Below are 22,355 nucleotides of genomic sequence, written 5' to 3'. Positions count from 1 at the left end.
TACGCGCCGGCCGGGCGGTTCCCCGCCGGCCCGGACGGATCGCCCCGACCGGCGGGTCGCGGGCCCACGGTCACACGACCGGGTGGCCGTCGCCGTCGGTCCGGTCGGCCTGGGTGGAGAACTTCGACAGGAACACGTCGTACTGCCCGTCCTCGCGGCGGGTCATCGTCGCGCCGTCCTGCCAGGTCCCGTTGTCCGCCCACCACTGGCTGCCGTACGGGTCGCCCTGGTTCTGGTGGACGTTGTGCACGCCGAGGCCGCCGTGGGAGAAGGGCTCCCCGAAGACGAGGATCGACCTGCCCGGCACGAGGATCGGCTCCAGCGCCCGCGAGGCCGCCAGATGGTCGCCGGCGACCCACGGGCGCGGCGGGCTCAGCCGGTCCAGGGCCGCCCGGAGCCAGGCGATCCCGCATCCGGTCCGGGGGCGCAGGGCGGGGTGGCGCAGGTAGTCGACGGCGCCCGAGCCCGAGGTCCGGGCGAGGTGGTGGAAGCCGGGCGGCAGTCCGGACGCGGGATCGACCACCGAGGCGGCGAGGGTGACGACCTTCCATCGCACGCCGGTGGCGGATTCCTTGCTGTCCACGTCGATCGCGCACCGGTGGCGGCCCTCGGGGGTGTCGACCTCCAGATTGACGTGGAACCAACGTCCCTGGGTGTCGGGCTGGTCGCGGAAATGGCGATGGAGGGTTCCGGACAACACTCCGTAGTCTTCGAGCGGCATGCCGCCAGTCAACCACCCACCCGGTCCGCCGCGCCGTCGGCCCCGTAGGCCGTTCGGGCGGCTACAACTGGGCGCGCAGTTCCGCGGCGAGTTCGCGGGCCCAGACCGCCGGCTCGGCGCGGTTCGTGCCCTGTCCGATCACGGCGGCCTGTTCGTCGGTGAGCCGGAGCCGGTCCGGGTTCTCCAGCAGGTGGGCGACCTCGGCCAGCAGCCCGACCAGGCGGCGGGCGCCGGGGGCGCCGAGCCGTACCGATACCGCGGGGTCGATGACGGACATGCCGTCGCCTCCCTTCGTGCTCCCTCGGCCGGGGTGCGTGCCTCCTCGGCCGGGGCTCCTCATTCGACCGTACGCCGCGGGCCGGCGCGCCGCGCGCGCTCACGCCCCCCGGCCGGGTGCCCGCGCGGAGGGCGGGCAGGCCCGGATCCCGGGCGGCGCGTCGACGGCCGGCTCAAACGGCCGCGGCCCGGCCCGCATCCGCTTCGCGGTGCATGCCGGTGCACAGGGCCCAGATGACAAGGAGGTTGACGGCGATCAGCACGAGGGCCCACAAGGGGTAGTACGGCAGCCACAGGAAGTTGGCCACCACCCCGAGACTGGCGATGGCGACGCCGAAGTAGCGTGCCCACAGGGCTCCGCCGATCACGGCGCAGCCGGCGATCACGAGGGCCACGCCCAGGATGATGTGGACCCAGCCCCAGCCGGTCCGGCTGAATTCGTAGACGTAGTGGCGGGTGACGACGAACAGGTCGTCGTTGACGACGGTGGCGATCCCTTCGAGGACCGCCATCACCCCGCCGACGAGCATCAGGGCTGCTGCCAGAAGGGTGGTACCGGAGGCGGGCGCGTGCGTGGGGCTCGTGTGCACGTGGCCCGCCCGGTGTCCGACGGGGTCACTGGCCATCTCGATCTCCCTAGGTCGCAGCGTCGGGCCTGGGATGCCAGGACCGGCGAGAGCCCCTGTTTCAGCGTGGCACGGCGGCTCCCCGTCGGCACTCCGGCCCGCGTCGGTGCGGCGGGTGCGCGGCGTGGGCGCTCAAGGGGCGGGGGTCGCACGCGGCGGGAAATCAGGCGATCACTCGTTCGAGTCATTGATTTAACCGCCGAGGGCCTGGCACTCTACCGAATGATCGGTCGGTTGGCAGGCGATGAGGTGACGGCATGAGGGCGCACGCGGACATCCATGACGAGAGCGAGCGGTTGAGCGGCGACGAGCTGGCCGCTCTCCAGCTGAGGCGGCTGCGCGCGACCCTGCATCGCGCCTACGACAACGTGCCCCATTACCGGCAGGCGTTCGACAAGGCCGGCCTGCATCCGGACGACTGTCGATCCCTGGCCGACCTCGCCCACTTCCCCTTCACCACCAAGTCCGATCTGCGCGACCAGTACCCCTTCGGGATGTTCGCCGTGCCGCGTTCCGAGGTGCGGCGCATCCACGCCTCCAGCGGGACCACCGGACGGCCCACGGTCGTCGGCTACACCGAGGGGGACCTGTCCACCTGGGCCGACGTGGTGGCCCGGTCCATCCGGGCGGCGGGCGGTCGCCCCGGTCAGATCGTGCACGTCGCCTACGGTTACGGCCTCTTCACCGGCGGCCTCGGCGCGCACTACGGCGCGGAGCGGCTCGGCTGTACGGTCGTGCCCGCCTCGGGGGGCATGACCGACCGCCAGGTCCGCCTGATCCAGGACTTCCGGCCGGAGGTCATCATGGTGACCCCGTCCTACATGCTCACCCTGCTGGACGAGATGGAACGCCAGGGCATCGACCCCCGCTCCACCTCGCTCCGCACGGGGATCTTCGGTGCGGAGCCGTGGACGGAGGGGATGCGGCGGGAGATCGAGGAGCGGCTGGACATGGACGCCGTGGACATCTACGGCCTGTCCGAGGTGATGGGACCGGGCGTGGCCCAGGAGTTCGCCTCGACCAAGGACGGCCTGCACATCTGGGAGGACCACTTCTACCCGGAGGTGGTCGACCCCTTGACCGGGGCGGTACTGCCGGACGGGGAGCCGGGCGAGTTGGTGTTCACCTCGCTCACCAAGGAGGCCATGCCGATCATCCGGTACCGGACCCGGGACCTGACGCGGCTGTTGCCCGGAACGGCCCGGCCCGCGTTCCGCCGGATGGAGAAGATCACCGGCCGCAGCGACGACATGATCATCCTGCGGGGGGTGAACCTCTACCCCACCGCGGTGGAGGAGATCCTGCTGCGCGTCCCGGGCCTGGCCCCGCACTTCCAACTGCGACTGACCAACGAGGGCCGCCTGGACACCCTGACCGTGCGGGTGGAGGCCCGGCGGGGCACCGATCACGACCGCCGCGAGGCCGCGGCCGCCGAGGTGGTCCGCGCCGTCAAGGAGGGCGTCGGGGTGTCCGTCCGTGTCGAGGTGGTGGACCCGGAGACCCTGGAACGCTCGGTGGGCAAGATCAAGCGGGTCCGGGACCTCCGCGCCAGACCGTAGACGCCGGGACGGCTCCACACGGGACGTGACGCCCGGGACGGCTCCGCACGGGACCGCCCGGACGGCTCCGCACGGGACCGCCGGGACGGCTCCGCACGCGGCCACCCGGTCCCGTCAGCCGCGTGGATGCCGGAAACCACCCCTTCGGGCCCACTTGCGGGTGCGCGCGGGAGGGCCTCGGGTGCTCCCGGGTAGGCCAGTGGGCGTGACCCTGAAGCCCCGGCTGCTGCACGACCGCCTCCAGGCCTCCCTCGCCGGGCTGGCCTGGAGCCGGGGTCGTCAGATGGAGCTGATGCACCGGGCGATGGGCTTCGCCGCCCTCGGGTTCCTCACCCTGGTGCCGCTGCTGGTGGTCGTCGCGGCCGCCGCCCCCGGCAGTGGTTACGGCTTCGGCCGCTGGCTGGGCCAGGCCCTCGGCGTGACGGCTTCCTCGCGGGCCCGGGTGGAGGTGCTGTTCGGATCCGCGGATCTGGCGCTGGAGCGGACGACGGCCTTCGGGCTCGCCGCGCTCGCCGTGTTCGGCCTGACCTTCGGCTCGGCCGTGCAGACCGGCTACGAGAAGGTGTGGGACCTGCCCACGGCCCGCTGGCACACCATGTGGCGGCACGTGGTGTGGCTCGCCCTGCTGGTCTGCTACCTCGCGATGCTCGTCGGAATCCCCTCCCCGCCGCACGACGTGATCGGCAGCGTGGTCGGCACGATCACCGACCTGCTGGGCACCGTGCTGTTCTTCTGGTCATCCCAGCGACTCCTGCTGGGCGGGCGCGTCCGCTGGCGCGCCCTGCTCCCGGGGGCGGTGGCGACCAGCATCGGCCTGCTCGGGCTCCGGGTGTTCTCGCAGCTGGTGTTCTCCCCGCTGATCGCCTCGAACGCGGTGACGTACGGCCCCTTCGGCACGCTGCTGGTCGTCCAGTCCTGGCTGGTCGGGGTCGGCTTCGTGGTCTACGGCGGCGCCCTCGTCGGCCGCCTGCTCCACGAACGCCTCACCCTGCGCCGGCTCCACCGCTCGGGCCTTCCGCCGGAGTAGCCGGCGTCCGCGCCGCGCCCCCCTCCGCGCCCTCCCCCGCGCCCTCCCCGGGGCGTGCCCGGCGGGCCCGCGCGAAGCACAGCAGGCGCGTGACGCCGTAGCCGAGCAGCCAGGGCAGGACGGTGATGCCCCCGATGTACACGAGCAGGTAGCCGAGGAAGTCGTCCCAGTGCGCCGGCGGCTGACTCGTCCGAGCAACCGAACGTCATCGGCGTCGCCCCCCGGTGTCGCCCGCCCCGCGGGGCCCCGTCCCCCGTCGCCTGCCGGCGCGAACCTGCCGCCGCGGGGTCCCGGGCGGCACCCGCCTATCGCGTGCGACGCGCCGCGCCGGGATCCCCGTCCGCCGCCCCGGCCCGCCGCACGCCACCCGTCAGACGCCCTGACCCCCGAAGCGGTCCCGGAGTTCCCGCTTGAGGATCTTGCCGCCGGCGTTGCGGGGCAGCGTGTCCACGAAGAGCACCCGCTTGGGGGCCTTGAAGTGGGCGAGCCTGTCGCGGGCGTACGCCATCAGCTCCGCCTCCGTTACCTCCCCACGCGGCACCACCACCGCCGTGACCGCCTCGATCCACCGCTCGTCGGGCAGGCCGACGACGGCCGCCTCCATCACCCCGGGGTGGGTGTACAGGACGTCCTCCACCTGTCGTGAGGCGACCAGCACCCCGCCCGAGTTGATGACGTCCTTCAGCCGGTCGACGACGGTGAAGTAGCCCTCCGCGTCGCGTACGGCGAGGTCCCCGGAGCGGAACCAGCCGTCCCGGAAGGCCTTCTCGGTCGCCTCGGGGTCGTTCCAGTAGCCGAGGCACAACTGCGGCGAGCGGTAGACCACCTCGCCCGCGATCCCGTCCGCGACGTCGGCACCGTCCTCGTCGACGACCTTCGCCTCGACGTGGCGCACCGGTCGACCGCACGAGTCCATCCGACCCTCGTGTTCGGCCGGTCCCAGCACCGTGGCCAGCGGGCCGATCTCGCTCTGCCCAAAGCAGTTGTAGAACGCGAGCCCGGGCAGTCGCGCCCGCAGCCGTTCCAGCACGGGCACCGGCATGATCGAGGCCCCGTAGTAGGCCTTGCGCAGCGCGCCGAGTTCCCGCCGGTCGAAGCCGGGGTGGTTGGCCAGCGCGATCCACACCGTCGGCGGGGCGAAGAGGCTGTCCACCCGGCCCGCTTCCACCAGGTCGAGGATCTCTTGCGCCACCGGTGCGTCGAGCACGGTGTTCTCCGCGCCCACCGCCAGGTAGGGCAGCAGGAAGACGTGCGTCTGCGCCGAGTGGTAGAGCGGCAGCGCGTGCGCGGGCCGGTCCGTCTCGACCAGGTCCAGGGCGGCGATGGCGCTCTCGTACTCGTGCGCCAGCGCGCGGTGGGTCATGATCGCGCCCTTGGGCAGGGCCGTGGTCCCGGAGGTGTAGAGCAGTTGCACCACGGCGTCCGCGGTCCGGTCCGGGGTGAAGGGCAGCGGCTCGGCCAGCTCCGAGAGGAAGGAGTCCGGGGCGTCGCGCAGGGCGCGCACGGTGTGTCCGGCGGGGATCCGTTCGGCCAGGTCCGGGTCGGCGAGCACGAGCGTGCTCGCGCAGTTCCCCAGGATGTACGCGAGGTCCTCGCCGGTGAGGTTCTGGTTGACGGGGACGTGCGTGAGCCCGGCGCGGGCGCAGGCGAGGAAGGCGATGAGGTAGGCGTCGGAGTTGTGGGCGTAGGTCGCGACCCTGTCGCCGGCGGCCGGCGCGTACCGGTCGCGCAGCACGGCGGCGCCGGTGGTGACGGCCGCGTCGAGTTCCGCGTACGTCCAGGTCCGCTCGCGGTAGCGCAGCGCCACCCGGTCGGGGACCCGCAGGGCGCTGTCGCGGAGCAGCCCGTCGACCGTGTTCGCCCGGACCGCTCGCCCCGACCCCCCGGCCGTCACGTCATGCCCGGCGGTCGAGGCGTCCCCCGGCGTCACGGGCCCGTCGGGCGGCACGGCTCCATCGGGCGTCAGCGCTCCCTGTGGCGTCATGGCGTGATCCTTCCCCCTCCCCCGTCCGAGGTCAACAACCGGGATACCGAACGGGACGTGACAGAGCGTCGGGCGGCCTGCATGAGTGTGGGGGCACGCAGGCACCACCTGTTTCGCGGGGCAATCCCGCCCATGCACAGGTCACTTGGGAGGTACGTTGCACATCCGCACCCGTCCCTTGCGTCGTCGCGTCGCCCTCGTCGGCGCCGCCCTGCCCGCCGCCGCGGCCGCGCTGCCCCAGACCACGGCCTCGGCCGACGCCGAGCGCGGCCCGTCCGGCGGCGCTCTGTCCACGCGGACAAAGGCTACGACTACGCCCACCTGCGCCGATGGTTACGCGGGCGCGGTATCACCCACCGCATCGCCCGCCGCGGCATCGAGTCCTCGCAGCGGTTGGGACGACACCACTGGACCATCGAACGCACCATGGCCTGGCTCGACTCCCCACGCCGTGGACGAGAGCCTCTCCCGCTTCGGGGCCTACCGGGCCCTGGTCAAGTCCCGGCACCGCGCCCTGTAGCACCTGCGCCAGATCCCCGCCGAAGAGAGCCAGGGGTAGGCGCGAGCAGCGCCGACGCATGACGGGAGGGCGACCGGGATGACGCAGGTCACAGTGGGTGAGCTGGACGAACGGGTGCCGGGACGTTGGTGGACGGTGCGTCTGGACGCCGGCCGGGGCAGGCGGCGGCGATCCGCGTCCCGGCCTCCGCCTCGGCGCCGGCTGCCGATGTCCGCGCCGGGAACGGGTCAGTGGGCTCGTCGCAGGAGCTCCTCCACGCGCTGCGGGGCAAAGTGGGACCAGAGCTCCGACGCCTCTTCCACCCGAAGACGCGCGGCCTCGGTGTCGCCCGCGCCACGCAGCGCGTGCGCGAGGGCGACGAGGGCATCCGCCCGGCCCCTGGGATGGGCGTTCGCCAGCTGGACCGCCACCGCTTCCCTGGCCCGACTCTCTGCCTCGGTGTAATTCTTCTCCTGGCAGGCGATCTCGGCCAGGAGCGTCAATGCGTAGCCCCGAAAGAGCCGGTATCCGTTGACCGTGGCTTCCTCCAGCAGCTCCTCGGCGAGCGAGCGGGCCTGTTCGATCCGCCCCAGCTCGAGGGAGCAGCGTGCCATCCCGGTCAGGGCGTCCAGCTCGGGTTTGCGTGAGGCGCACTGCCTGGCCAGGTCCCTGGCCCGCTCGAAGCTTTGCAGGGCGGCCTCGTGGCCCCCCGTGCGCTCGGAGAGCATGCCGCGTGCGGTGTGCAGGTGCGCCTCGGCCCTGATGTCGCCACCCGCGAGGGAGAATCCCTCGTCGAGGTGTGCGAGGGCGCCGGCCCGGTCGCCGCGCTGAAGTGCCATGACCGCCTTCCAAAAGAGGGTGTAGGTCAGGTTGCTGGGTCCCTGGCCCGCCCTACGCTGGACGTCCTCGGCCCGCGCGAGGAGTTCGGCGGCCCGCACCGGTTGCCCCTGGTCGTGCAGGACGGCGGCGAAGTTGCGAAGGATGTGGCCCTCAGTGGTCGGTGCGTGGGCCACGGCCCTGCCGCCCATCATGCTCTCGTAGAGTTCCTCGGCCTCGCGGAGCATGCCGGCCTCGTGCAGGATGGCGCCCAGGTTGGAGCTGATGATGAGTTCGGGAACCAGCTCGCCGGCGCTCTTCGCCTGGGCGAGACCGCGGCTTCCGTGGGCCACCGCGTCATCCAGCCTACCCGCGTACCAGGCCGCGAGGGCGAGGCTGTTGCACGCCGCCGCCTCGGCGGCCGCGGCTCCCACGCTCCGGTACAGCTCCGCCGCGGCCAGGTCGTGCCGTGTGCTCTCCTCGTACCTGCCCAGGACGAGATAGGCGCTCGACAGGATCCGGTGCGTCGCCGCCTGACCGAAGACGTGCCCGTCCGCCTCCGCCGCCGCCAGTCCCGCCTCTCCCACTGCCAGCCAGTCGGCGGTGTGTGAGGAGTGCATCAGGTAGGGCCGGAACGCGTCGGCCAGACCCCACGCGGCTTCCAGAGGGCCCTCATCCGCAGCCCGCTGGACCATCGCCACGACGTTGGCCCGTTCGGCGTCGAGCCAGTCGGCGGCGTCGTCCAGCGTGTCGAAGGCAAGGTCGGCGCCGTCCGCGTACATCCGCAGGCGCACCATTTCGGGCTGGATCAGCCTGGCCGCCTTGTCGACGTTCGTCAGGTACCAGTCATACAGACGCCTCAGGGTGGCGTCGCGCTCGCTGTCGGGTTCCTCGGCGTGGGCCCGTTCGCGGGCGTAGGCGCGCAAGAGGTCGTGCAGAGCGTACCGGCCGACGGTCCCTTCCTCCAGGAGGTGGGAGCGGGTGAGGCTGCCCAGGAGCGCACTGGCGCGGGCGGGGCGCGTGCCGGCCAGCGCCGCCGCGGCCCCGGCCGTGATGTCCTCACCCGGCAGGAGTCCAAGGAGTCGGAACATGCGGGCGGTGTCCGGCTCCAGGGTGGCGTACGACCTCGCGAAGACCGTGCGCACCGCGCTTTGGCCGTCCCCGGGCAGTTCCAGGGCGGACAGGGTGTCGGCCCCGGTCAGCAGCTCGACCTGCTGTGCCAGGGTCCGGTCCGGGTGGAGCGCGAGGTCGGCCGCGCTGATGCCGACGGCTAGGGGGAGTCGGGCGCAGGCGGCGGTCAGCGCGGCGGCCGCCGCGGTCTCGCGCGAAACCCGTGCGGGACCAAGGATGTTGACGAGCATCTGCTCGGCCTCGGGCAGCTCCAAGACCGGCAGCGGCACGGGCAGCGCCCCGTCGCGGGCCACGAGGCCGGCCAGGGAGAGGCGACTGGTCACGATCACCATGCAGTCCGCGCTGCCGGGTAGCAGTGGCCTGACCTGCTCCTCCGACCGCGCGTCGTCCAGGATCACCAGCAGCCGCCGGTCGGCGCACAGTGAGCGGAACCGGGCGGCGCCGCGTTCCTCCGTCACGGGGACGTCGCGCGGGGGCACGCCGAGCGCCTCCAGGAACTCGCTGAGCGCGTCGATCGATCGCAGGGGCCGACCGCCGCCGTGACCACGCAGGTTGACGTAGAGCTGCCCGTCGGGAAACCGGTTGCGCCGGCTGTGGCCCCAGTGGACCGCGAGGGCCGTCTTGCCGACCCCGCCCTGGCCGGTGATCTGGACGATGCGGGCCGCTCCCGGCGGTTGTGGCCCTGCGGCGGGCATCAGCTCGTCGAGCCGTCGCAGGGCCTCCGCGCGGCCGGTGAACACCATTGTGGTGGGAGGGAGTTGGGAGGGGAGGACGGATGGGGCGGGGGCGGCAGGGCCGGTCTCGGTGTGGCCGAGCGGATCCGAGCGGGTGGACGGAGCGCTGCGTGGGGGCGTCGCTGCGGGCCGGATCTCCATCAGGGTCGGATCGTCGGCGAGGATGCGGGTGTGGAGCGCGGCGAGTTCGGGACCGGGTTCCAGGCCCAGTTCCCGAACGAGGTGTGAGCGGGCCTGCCGGGAGGCCGCGAGCGCGTCGCCGCGCCGTCCCGAACGGTAGAGAGCGAGCACCAGTTGCCCCTGGAGCCGTTCCCGCAGTGGTTGCCGGGCGGCCTCGGTGTGCAGCTCGGCGATCACGGCGGCGTGCCGGCCCAGCCTCAGGTCGGCGTCGACCCGCTGCTCGAAGGCGACCATCCGAGCTTCCTCTAGACGGGGCCCCTCCACCTGCCGGAGGTACTCGGAGCGACTGCCGGCCAGCGCTTGGCCGCGCCATTGGGACAGCGCGGCGCCGAGCCGTGCGGAGACGGTGACGTCGTCACCGCGCGCGGCGGCCGCGGCCGCGCTGCCGACAAGCCGCTCGAACTCCCCGACGTCCAAGAACTCGCCCTCCAGCCCCAGCAGATAGCCTCCCGGCCGGGTCGCCAGCAATTCGCGTTGTCCGTCTCCGGGTTCCCGGAGGACTCGACGCAGCCGCTTGACGTAGTTCTGCAGCGTCGTGCGCGCGGTCGTCGGCGGTGTGGTCCCCCAGAGTCCGTCGATCAGCTCCTCCGCCGGGACGATGTGCCCGGCCTTCAGCAGCAGCAGGACGAGCAGATCACGTTCCTTGGGGGCGGTGACGGCCACCGTCTCCCCGACGTACCGCACCTCAAGCGGCCCCAGTATCCGGAACTGGAACAACGCGCCTCGCTGACCATGCATGGCGGGAGCCTATGTCAGCCGTCCCTAGCGATCCGCTAGCGGGGCCTCCTCATGCTGCGCCAACCTGCCGGAACCACAACGGAGTCTGAGCCTTGACCATGCACGCATCCCAAGCCTGGCGGAGCCATGAAAACGCCGTGGCACATCTGTGCCCGGCATCGCATGACGGCGAAGAGACCCTGCTACTGGGCGCGCTCGGACTCGACTCCGGCACCGAGACGGTCTACCGACTCATGCTGGAGCACCCCTCCTGGGATGTGGACCAGCTGGCTCACGGGCTGGGCCAGGGCCGGTCAGCCGTCGCGCGGGCGCTGGACTCGCTCGCCGACCTCGCCCTGCTGCGCACGGCGGACACAGACGGCTCGGGCCCGGGTACCCCGCTGCTCGTACCGCCCCGGGCGGGGCTCGGGGCGCTCTTGGAGCGCCGTCAGGACGAACTGGCCCGCACCCAGTTGGAGATCGAGGCGAGCCGGTCCGCCGTGGACGCCCTCCTCGCCGACTACGTCGCGCACGGCCGCACGGGCACGGCGAGTGTGGAACGCTTCACCGGCAACGAAGCCGTACAACGCGTCCAGTCAGACCTGTCGGCGCAGGCCCGCGGCGAGCTTCTCGCCCTCGCCCCCACCGCCGCCGCGGCCGGCGGCGGCCCGTGGGACCTCGATGTGGCCGTCCTCCTCGACCTGCTCGCGCGGGGCGTGCGCGTACGCGTCCTTCACCTGCCCGGCGTCCAGCGCCGTAGCTCGGTGCGGCGCCTGGCGCAGGCCGGCGCCGAGATGCGCACCCTGCCCTCCCTGCCCCTGCAACTGCGGATCGTCGACGATGCGCGTGCCGTCTTGCCCTTGGACCCGGAGGATCCCGACACCGGAGCCGTTTTGCTGACCGAGTCCGGCGCCCTCATGGGCCTGCGTGCCCTCTTCACGTACCTGTGGGACACGGCGGCCGAGGAGGAGTCGGAGGGCGAAGCCCCCGCCACCTGCTCGCCTCAGGAGCGGGCTCTGTTGCGCTTCCTGGCCGAAGGGCTGACCGACGAGGCGGCGGCCCGCAGGCTCGGTATCTCCCTGCGCAGCGAACGACGGATGATCACCGCCCTCACGGAACGGTTCAAGGTCAGCAGCCGATTCCAGCTCGGACTCCAAGCCGCACAGCAAGGCCTGATCTGACACAACCGTGCCAGGGGAACTTCGTGTCAATCCAAATGGATGACAACGCCCTCGAACGAATGTCAGAGTTGCTTCCAGAACGGACCGGGGAAACGAACGGAACGCCCGCCCGGCGGCCCGACCCCACCCCGGCCGGTGAATTTTCGGCACTCTTGCCGGAAAATTGTGGAACAGAATCACTGAGAAGGGAATTCCGCATCATGGAGAACGAGCAGAACCTCGTCATGGAGATCCTCGAGGACGACAACTACGACTTCGAGACCGAGTTCAGCCCGCGTCGGGACGTCGGCCACTGAGTCCACACCGTCGCGCGGCCGGTCGTCCTCGCGGACGGCCGGCCGCGCCGGCCGTACCTCCCGAACGAGTGGTGAGCTGAATGAGCATCGACATGAAGACCTGGAAGGCGTTCGCGGCAGCCCACGCTCCGGGCTTCTCCAGCCCCGTCTTCCTCCCCGGCCTGGTCACCGACCCACAGCGTCTCGGTCGGCTGATCGACTGCAGCCTGCGGACGGCGACCCGCCAGGCGCCCGGCGACCTGCGTCTGCGCGCCTTCCGCCCCGGCGCCTTCGACTATCCGCTCACCAAGCGTTTCGTGGATTCACCCCTCGCGGATGACGAGAGCGCGGTGGAGTGGCTGGCCCGTACCGCCGGCGGCGACGAGGCGTGCGTGGCCGTCAACGACATCTCCACCTGGGACCTCCGGCTGTGCGCCGAAGTCTCCGCAATGGTCGAGGAACTTGTGACCGACGGGTTCCACGAACTGCCTTCCGGCACTGATGTGTACACCTTCATCGCCCATTCCGGATGGACACCCTTCGGCATCCACAAGGATGACGAACCCTCCCTCATCTTCCACCTCGGACCGTCCCCCAAAGAAGTCTGGATCTGGCATGAGAACCCGTTCGATACCTCCGGTATAACCCCGAGCCCATCGTTCGGACAAATTACCTTCGACATCGAGGAGCATCTCGGCTCCGCCGAACGTCGGCTACTGCGCCCCGGTGATTTCCTGCTGATTCCGCAGGACACTTATCACGTTTTCCGAAACCTCGGCCCCGCCGCTTTTCTCGGGCTCACCCTGTACCCGGTCAGGACCCACTCCCTGATCACCGAGGCACTGTGGCGCGCCGCGGGCCCGGTCGACCCCCTCCCCGACTACCCGCCCGCCGGTGCCGTCGCGGACCGTGCCCGCACCCTGCTGGCCGAGGACACCGCCGACCTCTCTCTCGCCGAGCGCGTCGCCCACGAGCTGACACTCACCCAGCTCCGTCTGCGCACCAACGGCCACCTCAGCCGACCCCACCGCGCCGCCCTGCCCCGCTCGGGCGCCCCCGTCATCGACGGCCCGTTGCGTTGGGCCCGGCCCGGTGCCGTAGCAGTGGCCGCGCACGCCGGTCGCACCACCCTTGTCGTCCGTGGCCGCACCCTCACGGTTCCCGTCGGGGAGCGGGCCGACTTCGACTCCCTGGTGCGGGCGACTGCGTCCACCGCTCCCTTCTCCTTCCGTGAGCTGACGGCGCTCCTGCCCGCCCGGCTCACCCCGGACAGCCGAGGCGAACTGGCCCGCACCCTTTACGCCTTGGGAGCAGTGATCGCCGCATGACCGCGTTCGACGCCCTCCGATATGCCGACACACTGCTCGCGGGCCTGGGAGACCAGCGGCCGCCGTCCGGCGGGGTCCGCCTCCACGCCCCCTCCGACCCCGGCCAAGACCAAGCCGCACACGAAGCCCTGCTGGTCGGTGTCTGGTCCGCGCTGGCCCGACCGGGCGCACTCGCGACCAACTTCCGCCTCGTCGAATCCGGCCGCCATGTCGACCGGAGCCGGTGGGTGCGTTCCCGTGTCGGCGACGGGGAGATCCTGCACACCACTCTCGTGCCCGCCTATCTGCACAGCGCCGTCGAACGCGGGGCGACCCTCGTCATCAGCCATCTCGAAGCGCTCGACGATCGGGTCATGCTGCTGTGCGAGGCTCTCGAATACCTCCTGTACGCCCGTGCATGGGTCAACTGCTACATCACCGCGGGTGAGTCTTCCGCCTTCGATCTGCACAGCGACGGCCACGACACCCTCATCCTGCAACTCCTGGGGCGAAAGCGCTGGCAGGTCGACTCCCGCACCGGCGCACGCTCCCCCGACCTGGCGGACGACAGCCTCGACCGTGTCCTGACCCCCGGCATGTGCCTGTCCGTACCGCGCCACACCGCGCACCGCGTCTGCGGCACCGGCGAACTCACCATCCACCTGACCGTTGGATACGAGCCGCTCGCCGAGCTCTGCGAGGAGTCAGGCGCCTCCCGCCTGGCCCTACGCCCCGACCGCCGCGTCGGGGCCTCGCTTCGCAGTGCCTTGACCGGGGAGGTCGGCCCCACCACACGGATCCGCTGGGCCAGCCGATGGCCCCCGCACATCGCCACGGACGACGGGCACGTGACGGTCACCACCATGGGCCGGCGCATCCGCCTCGACCGCCGCCTCGAACGACCCGTCGTAATCCTCGGCAGCGGCGGCGCCTTCACCTTCGACACCCTTCTCGCCGCAGCCGGCCTACCCGCCGCCGACCTCCGTGCCCTGGTCGCCTTCGGCGCCCGCAACGACTTCCTGATCTGTGAAGGATGACCCGCCTGTGCTCACCGCCCCCTTCAAGGACCGGGCCGCGATATTCCGGGAGCGCCGCTTCGCGACGTTCTTCGCGGGTCACGCCATCTCCAGCCTCGGCGACGCGGCCGTCCCCGTCGCGTTCGCCCTCGCCGCCTACCAGGTCTCGGGATCGGCCGGCGGACTCACGGCGGTACTCCTTTCCCTGTGGGCGATCCGCTTCCTCCTCGTCGCCACCGGTGGCCGGCTCGCCGACCAGTACGACCGCGTGAAGGTGATGATCGGCGCCGACCTGCTGCGGTTCCTGGCCCAGGGCACGCTCGCCGTCGTCGTGATCAGTCCACTGCCCCTGCAGACCTGGCACTTGTGCCTTTCCGCCGCCGTGTACGGCGCGGGCACCGCGCTCTACAACCCCGCCCAGATAGGTCTGACCCCCGAGCTGGTCCCCGAGGACAAGCTCCATTGGGCCAACAGCCTGCTGTCCCTCCTCGCCGACGTGAGCTTCCTGCTCGGACCCGTACTGGCCGGTGTCCTCATGAGCACGGTGGGGTTCTCCTGGGTGCTCTGGCTCGACGTGGCCTCATTCGCCGTCAACCTCGGCTGTCTGATCCGGCTCACACGCCTGCACACCCCCGCCCGCCACAGGACGGCGCCGCACGTGGAGGCCGAGCCCGGCACCGTCCCCGCAGAGTCCACCGCAGACATGGCGCATGCGAATGGCGACGCCCGCTTCCGCGCCGCGTTCACCATCATGGCTCGCTATCCGTGGTTCTCGTTCGGCATGGCCCTGTGGTTCGTGATCTCCCTCAGCATCGGTCTGGCCGCCGTCGCCGGTCCGGTCATCGCCGTGGAGTCCCTCGGCGGCAACGGCGCATGGTCCGTACTCGCCACCTGCCTCGCCGCCGGCTCCCTCGTCGGCTCCCTGGCCGTCATGGCGATGAACCGGCATCCGTGGAAAGCGGCGTCCGTCGTCGTCACCATCGGTGTCGTCCTGCAGATGGCCGCCCTCACCCTGCGCGATGAGTTGCCCACCGCTGTCATCGGCGCCGCCTTCGCCCTGGCCTCCTTGACCATCGCCGCCTGCGGCATCGTCTGGGACACCACTTACCAGAGCGAGATACCCGAACGGTTCCTCTCCCGGTTCGGCTCCGTGGACAACTTCGTCAACTCCGCCGGCGTCCCGGTCGGCATGCTCCTCGGCGGCCTGTTCGCCGCCCACTACGACACTGTCTTCGCCGTTGTCGGCGTTCTCCTCGTCCTGTTGAGCATCCCCGCCGCGCGCCTCGCCGGACAGACGAGGAAGGCCAACGCATGAATCTCGGCCCACCCATCACACCCGCCACGCCCGACCACGGCATCCGCGTCCACTCCCGCGGCGACCGATACGTGGTCATCGACGACCTGCTGCCCCGAGCCGACTTCGAAGCAGCCGCCGACGACATCGAGCGCATTCGCCTCAAACCCGTGCTCAGCACCATCGACCCGGTGTACGACGGCTTCGCCTACCGCGGCGGCGAGGAGAAGCAGCCCCTCGGCGACACCGCACCCGACGCGCCCCGCTGGCAGCATGCCGTCAAGGAGCGGGTGGCCGATCATCTGGACCTGCTCGACGCCGCCGGCAAAGGCAACCACGTCTCCCTTACGTTCAGCGCCTGGGGCTACCCCGCCGGCTCCCGACTGAGCTGGCACAACGACGCCGGCGCCGACCGTATTGGGGCCTACGTCTACTTCGTCCACCGCACCTGGAACGCCGACTGGGGCGGCGGCCTCGCCTTGTTCGACGAGGCTTCCCGCGTCGACGCCCCCGACGGCACCGCCCTTCTGCACTGCGCGAAGCACCCCGCTCTCATCCTGCCGCGCCCCAACCGCCTGGTCGTCTTCCGCGCCCACACCATGCACGCCGTCCAGCGCGTCGACGCCACCGCGGGCGACCGCATGCGCCGCACCTGGACCGGATTCATCACCACCAAGGACGCTCCATGACCGACACTCCGACCGTCACCCGGCTCGGCCGGGCACCCAGCGGCCACGGATGGGCACGAGCGGTCGTCAACCACGGCACCGTATGCGAGGTTCTGCGGCCCTCCGAGGACGGCACCCTCATCGCGCACACCGCCGGCTCGGCAACCTCTTTGCAGGTCACCCCCGTTGCCGGCGACTGGGTCAGACTCGGCCACGACGGACGTATCCACGCCGTCGCCCCCCGCAGCACCGCGCTCGGTCGGGGCCAAGGCTCCGGACACGGGCGTCAGGTCCTCGCGGCCAACATCGACACCGTCCTGGTCGTCGTCCCGCTGGACGGCGGGCTGAACACCACCATGGTCGAGCGCCTGAGCGTGATGGCCTGGGACAGCGGCGCCCAGCCCGTTCTCGTCCTGACCAAGAGCGACATCACCGAGGACGGCGGTGCCGAGAACACCGCCACAGCCGAACACCTCAGTCCTGGTGTCCCCGTCGTCCCCGTCAGTGTCTTCACCGGCGACGGACTCGACTCCCTACGCACCCATCTCACCCACGGCACCACCGCGGTCATGCTCGGCCCTTCCGGCGCGGGCAAGACCTCCCTGCTCAACGCCCTTGAAGGAACCTCCGAGGCGGTCGCCGCCCCCGGCCGCGCCGGTGGCCGCCACACCACGACCACACGTCGCCTCCACCTGTTGTCCAGCGGCGGGGGGCTTCTGGACATCCCGGGCATCCGTTCCCTGGAAGTAGCGGCGGCGCAGACATCGGTCGACGATGTCTTCACCGACATCGCCTCATTGGCCGTCCACTGCCGGTACGGCGACTGCGGCCACGACGGCGACGGCGGCTGCGCCGTCGAGGAGGCCTCCCGTACCGGCGCCTTGGACGTCGACCGCCTCGCCACCTGGCGCAAGCTCCGGGCAGAGATCGCCTATCACCGCCGTCGTGAGGATCCGGCCGAGATGGCCGACGTACGCCGCCAGTGGAAGGCGGTCAGCAAACAGGCACGCCGCACCACTCGACGCCCGGGGCACCTTTGACCGGCTCAGGCGTTCTCTGCGGGACCCTCGACCGCACGCTCAGGATGTAGGCGACCGGGCGGAATTGCACGACGAGGCTGCTCCTGGTCGTTCGCGTACGCCTCCCTGCACGCTGCCGTCCGCCGCAAGGACCCAGCCGGCGGGGAGCGCGCTCACCGCGGCCAGGGAGAAGCTGCGCCGTACCCCCGCCTGCCCCCGCTCCGAGCACGCCCGCGCCCGCGAACTCCAAGACCATGATCAAGGCGTGACTACCGCGCGTCGCTGACCTGCCGAGAAACATCCCACCCCACCAGGAGCTTGGGCCCTGGCAGAGCATTTGCCCATGCTGGCGATGGATCACATCGACGACGCCTTGTGCGCTCGCCTGGCATGATGTGAGGTCGCTGGTCAGAAGGTGCCGCGGCCGCGCATGAGCACGCTCGAAGCCGGCCACCGTATCTCGATCGCTCGCAACCGTGCCTATGCGGGTGAGCCTGTTCAACTCGATACTCTCCACGCCGAATACGAGCGCCTGGCCGCTCGGCGCAATCAGCAGGGCGTTCGGGCGGTTTCCCCTCCGCCGCGGTCGTCCCCTGAATACGGAGCCCAGTGCCCCTATTGCCTTCGTTACACGGCCTTCGACGAGAGCCGGCTACTTCAGCCCGACGAAGAGGGGCCGCTGGATGCCCGTCGTCCTGGACGAAGCGATGGTCCGGCGCTCCGACACAGCATCCTTCAGAGGTCGTTTCATGAGTGTCCACTCGTGAAACGAGGAGGGCATCCGGTGCTGCCAGCCACCTACTTTCTGCATGACGAGCCCCTGACCATCGCCCTGATCGGTTCCTCCGCTCTCGCCCCCATGCACAAGGGCTTTACGGACTCCTCGATCAGTAGCAGCGGCGCGGTGGTGTCGCCCTGCCCAAGCAGCAGAAGCTCCGCCGCCATGAACAAGGCATTGTTGTAGCCCAGGTCGGAGCAGGCCTCCGTTTCCCGGAATAGCCGCGTCCAGCGCGTTACGCTGCCATCACCAAGGGTGCCGAAGAGGGAGGGGGCCGGCTCGTATGGAGGATGCTGCTCTGCTGCACGCCGCGCTGGCGGCCGTGTGGCCGGAGGTCGAGCGGCGGCTCGACCGAAAAGGTTTCGAAGCGTTCGAGTCGGCGGTGCTTCTGGAACTGCGCGCGGCGGACGCGCGAGCCGCCGTCGAGGCGCGTGGCGATGGCCTCCGGGGGTCGCTGGACGCGCTGTTCGCGCCGTACCCGGACCTCCGTCGGCTGGTTGACGCCGAGTTGGACGTGCTCGCGCTGCTCGGTGAGCGCACCGACGCCCTGACCGGGACGCATGACCACGTATCGGCGTTGCGTCGTCTGGACATCCCGGTGAACTTCGTCACGGACCGCGCCTGGGACGCCAAGCGCCTGACCTTCGGCGGGTCGCGTGGCACTGGTGATCTCGCATACGGCCGTGCGGTCCTGTCCATCGGTGACGACCGTCGGATGGGCGAACTACCCAAGCCCGGCCAGTGGCGGTTGCGGCTGGGGAAGGGTCCGGCCACCGGGGCTGCGGGCGCGCCGGCCGTCCGGTACGAGACACAGTTTCTCGGACAGGTGGCCCAGGAGTCCGACGTGGACGGGAGCCGGAGCGCGCTCGTCTTCGTCCACGGGTACAACGTCGACTTCGACGATGCGCTGCGGCGTGCCGCCCAACTCGTCTACGACCTTGACTTCCACGGTGCGTGTGTCGCCTACAGCTGGCCCTCGGCTGGGAAGAGGAGCGCCTACGTGGCCGACGAGGGCCACGTTCACTGGTCCGCCCGGCACTTCCGCGACTTCCTGGAACTCCTCCTCACCCGGTCCGGTGTCGACCAGGTGCACGTGGTCGCGCACAGCATGGGGAACCGTCTCCTCGTCGACACCCTCACCCGCCTCGACACCACTGCGCTTCCGGTGGGGTCGGGGAGGCTGGGGCAGGTTGTGTTCGCCGCGCCGGACGTGGATGCCGGGGTCTTCACACAGGCGGCTGAGGACTTCGCCGGGCGGGCGGACCGGTTCACCCTCTACGCCTCCTCCAAGGACAAAGCGCTGATCGCGTCAAGGAAGGTGCACGGGTATCACCGAGCCGGCCAGTCCGGCCAGGGCCTGGTCGTCGTGAGCGGCGTCGACACCGTGGACGCGTCCAGGCTCGACACCGGTCTGATGAGCCACTCCTACTTCGGCGACAAGGACGCGCTCCTCGGTGACCTGCACGCCCTCGTGCACCACGCCCACTCGCCGCAGGAGCGGTTCCGGCTGCGGGGCGAAACGCACGCTGTCGGCGTCTACTGGTCCTTCGCGCAGTGAGGTCCGGGCGGTGGCGCAGCAGCGTACACAAGGAAGGAGCCCCATGAACTCAGCGTCTGGTCGGCCACTGGACTCCGAGGCTGCTCGCCGGCTCATCGCGGCGATGGGCGCGCGGGAACGTACCGGGGACGGCGCGGCTCCTTTCGACGACGGCCACGGAGATCTTGCCCCCGATCTGGGCGAACTCGTCGGGCACGCGACGGGCGTCCAAGCCGCGCGCCGCTGGGAGGCGCTGCGTGAGTCGCTCCTTCCCCACCAGCGGGAACCGGGCTGCGCGACCGCTCTGCTCCGGATGTCCGAGCAGGCGGCCGACGCGATCGGCGCCGCGCCGCTCGTACCGGCGGCGGTCGGGGACACGGCGATGGAGGAGGACATCGACCTGCTGGCGGCTCAGGTGAGGCTTCACCGGGGCACCGACCGGCTCCGGGTGTACCAGGGAGACAGAGACCGAACGGATCAACTGATCCGTTCGATAGCCGAGTTGGAATCGCTGGTGGACTCCCTGAAGCCGGGCCACCCGGTCCGGCCGCACACCCTCACCAACCTCAGCGTGGCACTGAAGGACCGCTGGCGGACCGGGTCGGCGCGGTTCGACGACCTCGACCGGGCCGTGGAGCTGTCGGCAGCGTCCGTGGCCGAGACGGATCCCGCCGACGGCCTGTGGGCCAGCAGGGTCAACAACCACGGAAGCGCACTGCGCGACCGATACCAGGAGACCGGCACCGTCGCCGATCTGGAGGAAGCGGTCGCGGCGGTCGAACTGCTCGCCGCCCGCCCTGAGGCACCCGCTGTCCAGCGCGTCGTCTACGCGAGCAACGCCGGCCAGGCCCTCCGGGAGCTCTACGACATCACCGCCGACGTCAGCCGTCTTCGCCGCGCGATGAAGGTCCACCGGATGGCGCTGCGGCTGTCCGAGGACGAACCCGGCGCCGACCTGCCCCGTGTGCTGGACGCCCTCGGCAAGACGCAGCGCGAGTTGCACAGGTCCGCCAAGGGCATCGAGCGGGCGGTCGCCTGGCAGCAACGGGGCGTCGACCTGCTGAGCGGCCAGGAAGTCGAGTGGGGTGGCCGGGTGGGGTCGCTCGGCCTGACCTGGCTGGAACTGGCGCGGGTGCGCCGCCGCCGTGACGGCGACGGTGCCGACGAAGCGCTGGCCCGCGCGCTGGAGTGCCTCGACCGGGCACTGGGCGGCACCGGTGAGGCCCCGAGGCCGGCCGTGGGGCATCTGCGGGGATGGGCCGAGGCGCACGAACTGCGCTGGCAACTGCACGGCGACGAGTCCGACCTGCGAGCGGCCCTCGCCGGGTACGACAAGGCGCTTGAGGTGGCGGTCTCTGACAACGCCCTCACCCCGCTGGAGACCGCCCGTGCGGGCGGCACTCTCGCCTGGCGCGCCCTCCCGGACAGCGGGCACGAGGAGGCGCTGCGGTTCTTCACCCGTGGTCTGGCCGGACTCGACGGCCTGCTGCGGCGGCAGGCGATGCGCCGCGACCAGCGGAACTGGCAGCGGCACGCCGACCCGCTGGTAGCGTGCGCGGCCGTGGCGTTCGCCCGTACCGGCCGGCCGCACGAGGCCGCGAACGTGCTCGACTCCTACCGGTCACGCGAGTCCGCGATGGTCGCCACGTTGGCGCGTGTCGCCCCCGGTACCCCGTCCCCCGATCCGGCGGCGGACCGGCGGCTGGACGATATCCGCCAGGTGTTCCACACCTGGCTCCGGGAGGACGGCGGCCCCTCCGGCGACGACTCCGTCGAACGCCGGATCGCCGCCGAGCTGGGTCCGCTCGCCGCCGCCGACTTCCGCGCCCTGACGACGTCCACGGGCGCCGCCGACCGCGCGGCGGAGACGGGGCACTACCTCGCGTACCTGGTCAGCAGCGACCTGGGCGGGGTCATCGTCCTCGTCCGCCCGGATCGCACCGCCGTCACCCGTCTCCTGCCGAGGCTGACCGAGGCAGCCGTACGGCGTCGGCTGTCAGCCCTCCGCCGGGCGTACCGTGCCCGTGCGGCGGACCCGGCCGGATTCGAGCGAGCGCTGCGCACGCTCGGCGCGTGGGCCGGCCCGGCCCTGGTCCGCCCGCTGCTCCGCATGGTGCCCGACAGTGCGCCGCTCGCCCTCGTACCCTGTGGCCCTCTGGCCGAACTGCCTTTGCTGGCCGCGTCGTTGCCCGGCGTCAAGGGCGTCAATGGCGCCTCGGACCGGGTGTACCCGTTGCTCGGTCGCCCCCTCCTCTTCTCGGCCGACGCCCGTACCCTCCGGGCCCATCCGCCGGTTCCGCGCGGCGCCGGGACCGTCACCGCCGTGGACGGAGAGGAGGGGCTGAACGCCCGGAGCGCGCGGGCCGAGGCCCAGGCGCTCGGCCTGCACACCACCCCCCGGCGCATCGACGGCCCCTCGTCCACCCCGGCGGAGGTGATGGCGGCCGTACTGGACGACATCATCGTCCACTTCTCCTGCCACGGCCTGGCCGACTGGAACGACCCCTCGCGCTCCGCGGTCCTGCTCGGCGGAACTGCCGCCCTGACCCTGGCCGACATCACCCGCAGCCGGTTTCGCAACTCCCCGCTGATCGTCCTCGCCAGTTGTGACATCGCGGCGCCCGACCGGGTCGTCCCCGACCAGACGTTCGGCATCCCGGCGGCCTTCCTGCACTCCGGCGCCGGAACCGTGATCGCCCCGGCCTACGCCGTCAGCCGGCCCGCCGCCGTCCTGCTCGCGGCGCGGCTCTACGCCGAACTGGCCGAGGGACACCCACCGCATCAGGCACTGGCCCGGACCCAGCGGTGGATCGCCACCACACCCATTGACGACATGGTCGCCCTCATCCGCGAACTCGCCGCCAGGCTCCGCGCGTCGGGGGCCGAATCGGACGCGCTGGACTGGCTTGCCACCGTTCTTCCCGAGGTGTTGAGGCGCAGCGGAGGCAACGAACTGCTCAGCCATTGGTGCCTGTTCACCGCACACGCGTGACACGGAAGCGGTGCAGAC

General features: G+C 71.4%; 16 protein-coding genes and 1 pseudogene. 12 read left to right on the top strand and 5 right to left on the bottom strand.

All coding sequences use genetic code 11. The annotated features are described in order from the left end of the window. Window positions 1-70: 70 nt before the first annotated feature. The 3 genes from ADK55_RS25035 to ADK55_RS25025 all read right to left on the bottom strand — a co-directional run bounded on the left by ADK55_RS25035 (window position 71) and on the right by ADK55_RS25025 (window position 1,623). Window positions 71-721 carry a DUF2278 family protein gene (locus ADK55_RS25035; protein WP_053682042.1) on the bottom strand — a complete coding sequence of 217 codons (651 nt, stop codon included), beginning with the start codon at window positions 719-721 and terminating at the stop codon, window positions 71-73. Between the two features lie 61 nt (window positions 722-782). After that, window positions 783-998, bottom strand: coding sequence for a hypothetical protein (locus ADK55_RS25030; protein WP_053682041.1), 216 nt, complete (start codon window positions 996-998; stop codon window positions 783-785). A 172-nt stretch (window positions 999-1,170) separates the two neighbouring features. Then, window positions 1,171-1,623 (bottom strand): DUF7144 family membrane protein, encoded by a 453-nt coding sequence (locus ADK55_RS25025; protein ID WP_053682040.1) that lies wholly within the window; start codon window positions 1,621-1,623, stop codon window positions 1,171-1,173. A 257-nt stretch (window positions 1,624-1,880) separates the two neighbouring features. On the opposite strand from ADK55_RS25025, the gene paaK reads away from it, so the two are divergent. Together paaK and ADK55_RS25015 are read left to right on the top strand one after the other, a co-directional pair. Continuing rightward, on the top strand, window positions 1,881-3,182 hold the full coding sequence (gene paaK / locus ADK55_RS25020; RefSeq protein ID WP_053682039.1) for a phenylacetate--CoA ligase PaaK: 1,302 nt from the start codon (window positions 1,881-1,883) through the stop codon (window positions 3,180-3,182). A 205-nt stretch (window positions 3,183-3,387) separates the two neighbouring features. Beyond that, the gene (locus ADK55_RS25015; RefSeq protein ID WP_234350226.1) at window positions 3,388-4,209 is read left to right on the top strand and encodes a YhjD/YihY/BrkB family envelope integrity protein; all 822 of its coding nucleotides are present in this window, start codon (window positions 3,388-3,390) and stop codon (window positions 4,207-4,209) included. Between the two features lie 370 nt (window positions 4,210-4,579). On the opposite strand, the gene ADK55_RS25010 is transcribed toward ADK55_RS25015, so the two are convergent. After that, on the bottom strand, window positions 4,580-6,193 hold the full coding sequence (locus tag ADK55_RS25010; RefSeq protein ID WP_078999383.1) for a fatty acyl-CoA synthetase: 1,614 nt from the start codon (window positions 6,191-6,193) through the stop codon (window positions 4,580-4,582). Window positions 6,194-6,445: 252 nt separating this feature from the next. Between ADK55_RS25010 and ADK55_RS40090 the strand changes: the two are divergent. Then, window positions 6,446-6,646 (top strand): annotated as a pseudogene (locus ADK55_RS40090) (transposase); the annotation flags it as partial. A 294-nt stretch (window positions 6,647-6,940) separates the two neighbouring features. Here the strand turns inward: ADK55_RS40090 and ADK55_RS25005 are convergent. Further along, entirely contained in the window at window positions 6,941-10,291 is a 3,351-nt protein-coding gene (locus tag ADK55_RS25005; protein WP_078999382.1) for an AfsR/SARP family transcriptional regulator, read from the bottom strand. A 137-nt stretch (window positions 10,292-10,428) separates the two neighbouring features. On the opposite strand from ADK55_RS25005, the gene ADK55_RS25000 reads away from it, so the two are divergent. From ADK55_RS25000 to ADK55_RS24965, 9 genes are all read left to right on the top strand, one after another. Next, a complete protein-coding gene (locus tag ADK55_RS25000) occupies window positions 10,429-11,451 on the top strand; it encodes a helix-turn-helix domain-containing protein (protein ID WP_053682036.1) in 1,023 nt (340 codons plus the stop codon). A 376-nt stretch (window positions 11,452-11,827) separates the two neighbouring features. After that, the gene (locus tag ADK55_RS24995; protein WP_053682035.1) at window positions 11,828-13,054 is read left to right on the top strand and encodes a cupin domain-containing protein; all 1,227 of its coding nucleotides are present in this window, start codon (window positions 11,828-11,830) and stop codon (window positions 13,052-13,054) included. Beyond that, on the top strand, window positions 13,051-14,070 hold the full coding sequence (locus ADK55_RS24990; protein WP_053682034.1) for a JmjC domain-containing protein: 1,020 nt from the start codon (window positions 13,051-13,053) through the stop codon (window positions 14,068-14,070). Before ADK55_RS24995 ends, ADK55_RS24990 begins: the two co-directional genes overlap by 4 nt. A 7-nt stretch (window positions 14,071-14,077) precedes the next feature. Continuing rightward, window positions 14,078-15,364 carry an MFS transporter gene (locus ADK55_RS24985; RefSeq protein WP_053682033.1) on the top strand — a complete coding sequence of 429 codons (1,287 nt, stop codon included), beginning with the start codon at window positions 14,078-14,080 and terminating at the stop codon, window positions 15,362-15,364. Beyond that, entirely contained in the window at window positions 15,361-16,032 is a 672-nt protein-coding gene (locus tag ADK55_RS24980; RefSeq protein WP_053682032.1) for a 2OG-Fe(II) oxygenase, read from the top strand. Before ADK55_RS24985 ends, ADK55_RS24980 begins: the two co-directional genes overlap by 4 nt. Then, window positions 16,029-17,051: a ribosome small subunit-dependent GTPase A gene (rsgA, locus tag ADK55_RS24975; protein WP_053682031.1), complete on the top strand. Its 1,023-nt coding sequence runs from the start codon at window positions 16,029-16,031 to the stop codon at window positions 17,049-17,051. Before ADK55_RS24980 ends, rsgA begins: the two co-directional genes overlap by 4 nt. 409 nt (window positions 17,052-17,460) lie before the next feature. Further along, window positions 17,461-17,994: a hypothetical protein gene (locus ADK55_RS38765; protein ID WP_159041544.1), complete on the top strand. Its 534-nt coding sequence runs from the start codon at window positions 17,461-17,463 to the stop codon at window positions 17,992-17,994. A gap of 97 nt (window positions 17,995-18,091) precedes the next feature. Next, window positions 18,092-19,366 (top strand): alpha/beta hydrolase, encoded by a 1,275-nt coding sequence (locus ADK55_RS24970; protein ID WP_053682030.1) that lies wholly within the window; start codon window positions 18,092-18,094, stop codon window positions 19,364-19,366. Window positions 19,367-19,409: 43 nt separating this feature from the next. Continuing rightward, a complete protein-coding gene (locus tag ADK55_RS24965) occupies window positions 19,410-22,337 on the top strand; it encodes a CHAT domain-containing protein (RefSeq protein ID WP_107089298.1) in 2,928 nt (975 codons plus the stop codon). The last annotated feature ends 18 nt before the right edge of the window (window positions 22,338-22,355 follow it).

It is taken from the genome of Streptomyces sp. WM4235, assembly GCF_001279725.1.
In the GTDB taxonomy this organism is placed as follows: Bacteria; Actinomycetota; Actinomycetes; order Streptomycetales; family Streptomycetaceae; genus Streptomyces.
This window is presented reverse-complemented; position numbering and strand designations above follow the sequence as displayed.

Excerpts from the sequence above, each read along its gene's own strand:
- ADK55_RS25035 (WP_053682042.1), bottom strand. The coding sequence starts at position 721 with ATGCCGCTCGAAGACTACGGAGTGTTGTCCGGAACCCTCCATCGCCAT.
- ADK55_RS25030 (WP_053682041.1), bottom strand. The coding sequence starts at position 998 with ATGTCCGTCATCGACCCCGCGGTATCGGTACGGCTCGGCGCCCCCGGC.
- ADK55_RS25025 (WP_053682040.1), bottom strand. The coding sequence starts at position 1,623 with ATGGCCAGTGACCCCGTCGGACACCGGGCGGGCCACGTGCACACGAGC.
- paaK (WP_053682039.1), top strand. The coding sequence starts at position 1,881 with ATGAGGGCGCACGCGGACATCCATGACGAGAGCGAGCGGTTGAGCGGC.
- ADK55_RS25010 (WP_078999383.1), bottom strand. The coding sequence starts at position 6,193 with ATGACGCCACAGGGAGCGCTGACGCCCGATGGAGCCGTGCCGCCCGAC.
- ADK55_RS25005 (WP_078999382.1), bottom strand. The coding sequence starts at position 10,291 with ATGCATGGTCAGCGAGGCGCGTTGTTCCAGTTCCGGATACTGGGGCCG.
- ADK55_RS24995 (WP_053682035.1), top strand. The coding sequence starts at position 11,828 with ATGAGCATCGACATGAAGACCTGGAAGGCGTTCGCGGCAGCCCACGCT.
- ADK55_RS24990 (WP_053682034.1), top strand. The coding sequence starts at position 13,051 with ATGACCGCGTTCGACGCCCTCCGATATGCCGACACACTGCTCGCGGGC.
- ADK55_RS24980 (WP_053682032.1), top strand. The coding sequence starts at position 15,361 with ATGAATCTCGGCCCACCCATCACACCCGCCACGCCCGACCACGGCATC.
- rsgA (WP_053682031.1), top strand. The coding sequence starts at position 16,029 with ATGACCGACACTCCGACCGTCACCCGGCTCGGCCGGGCACCCAGCGGC.
- ADK55_RS38765 (WP_159041544.1), top strand. The coding sequence starts at position 17,461 with ATGAGCACGCTCGAAGCCGGCCACCGTATCTCGATCGCTCGCAACCGT.
- ADK55_RS24970 (WP_053682030.1), top strand. The coding sequence starts at position 18,092 with ATGGAGGATGCTGCTCTGCTGCACGCCGCGCTGGCGGCCGTGTGGCCG.
- ADK55_RS24965 (WP_107089298.1), top strand. The coding sequence starts at position 19,410 with ATGAACTCAGCGTCTGGTCGGCCACTGGACTCCGAGGCTGCTCGCCGG.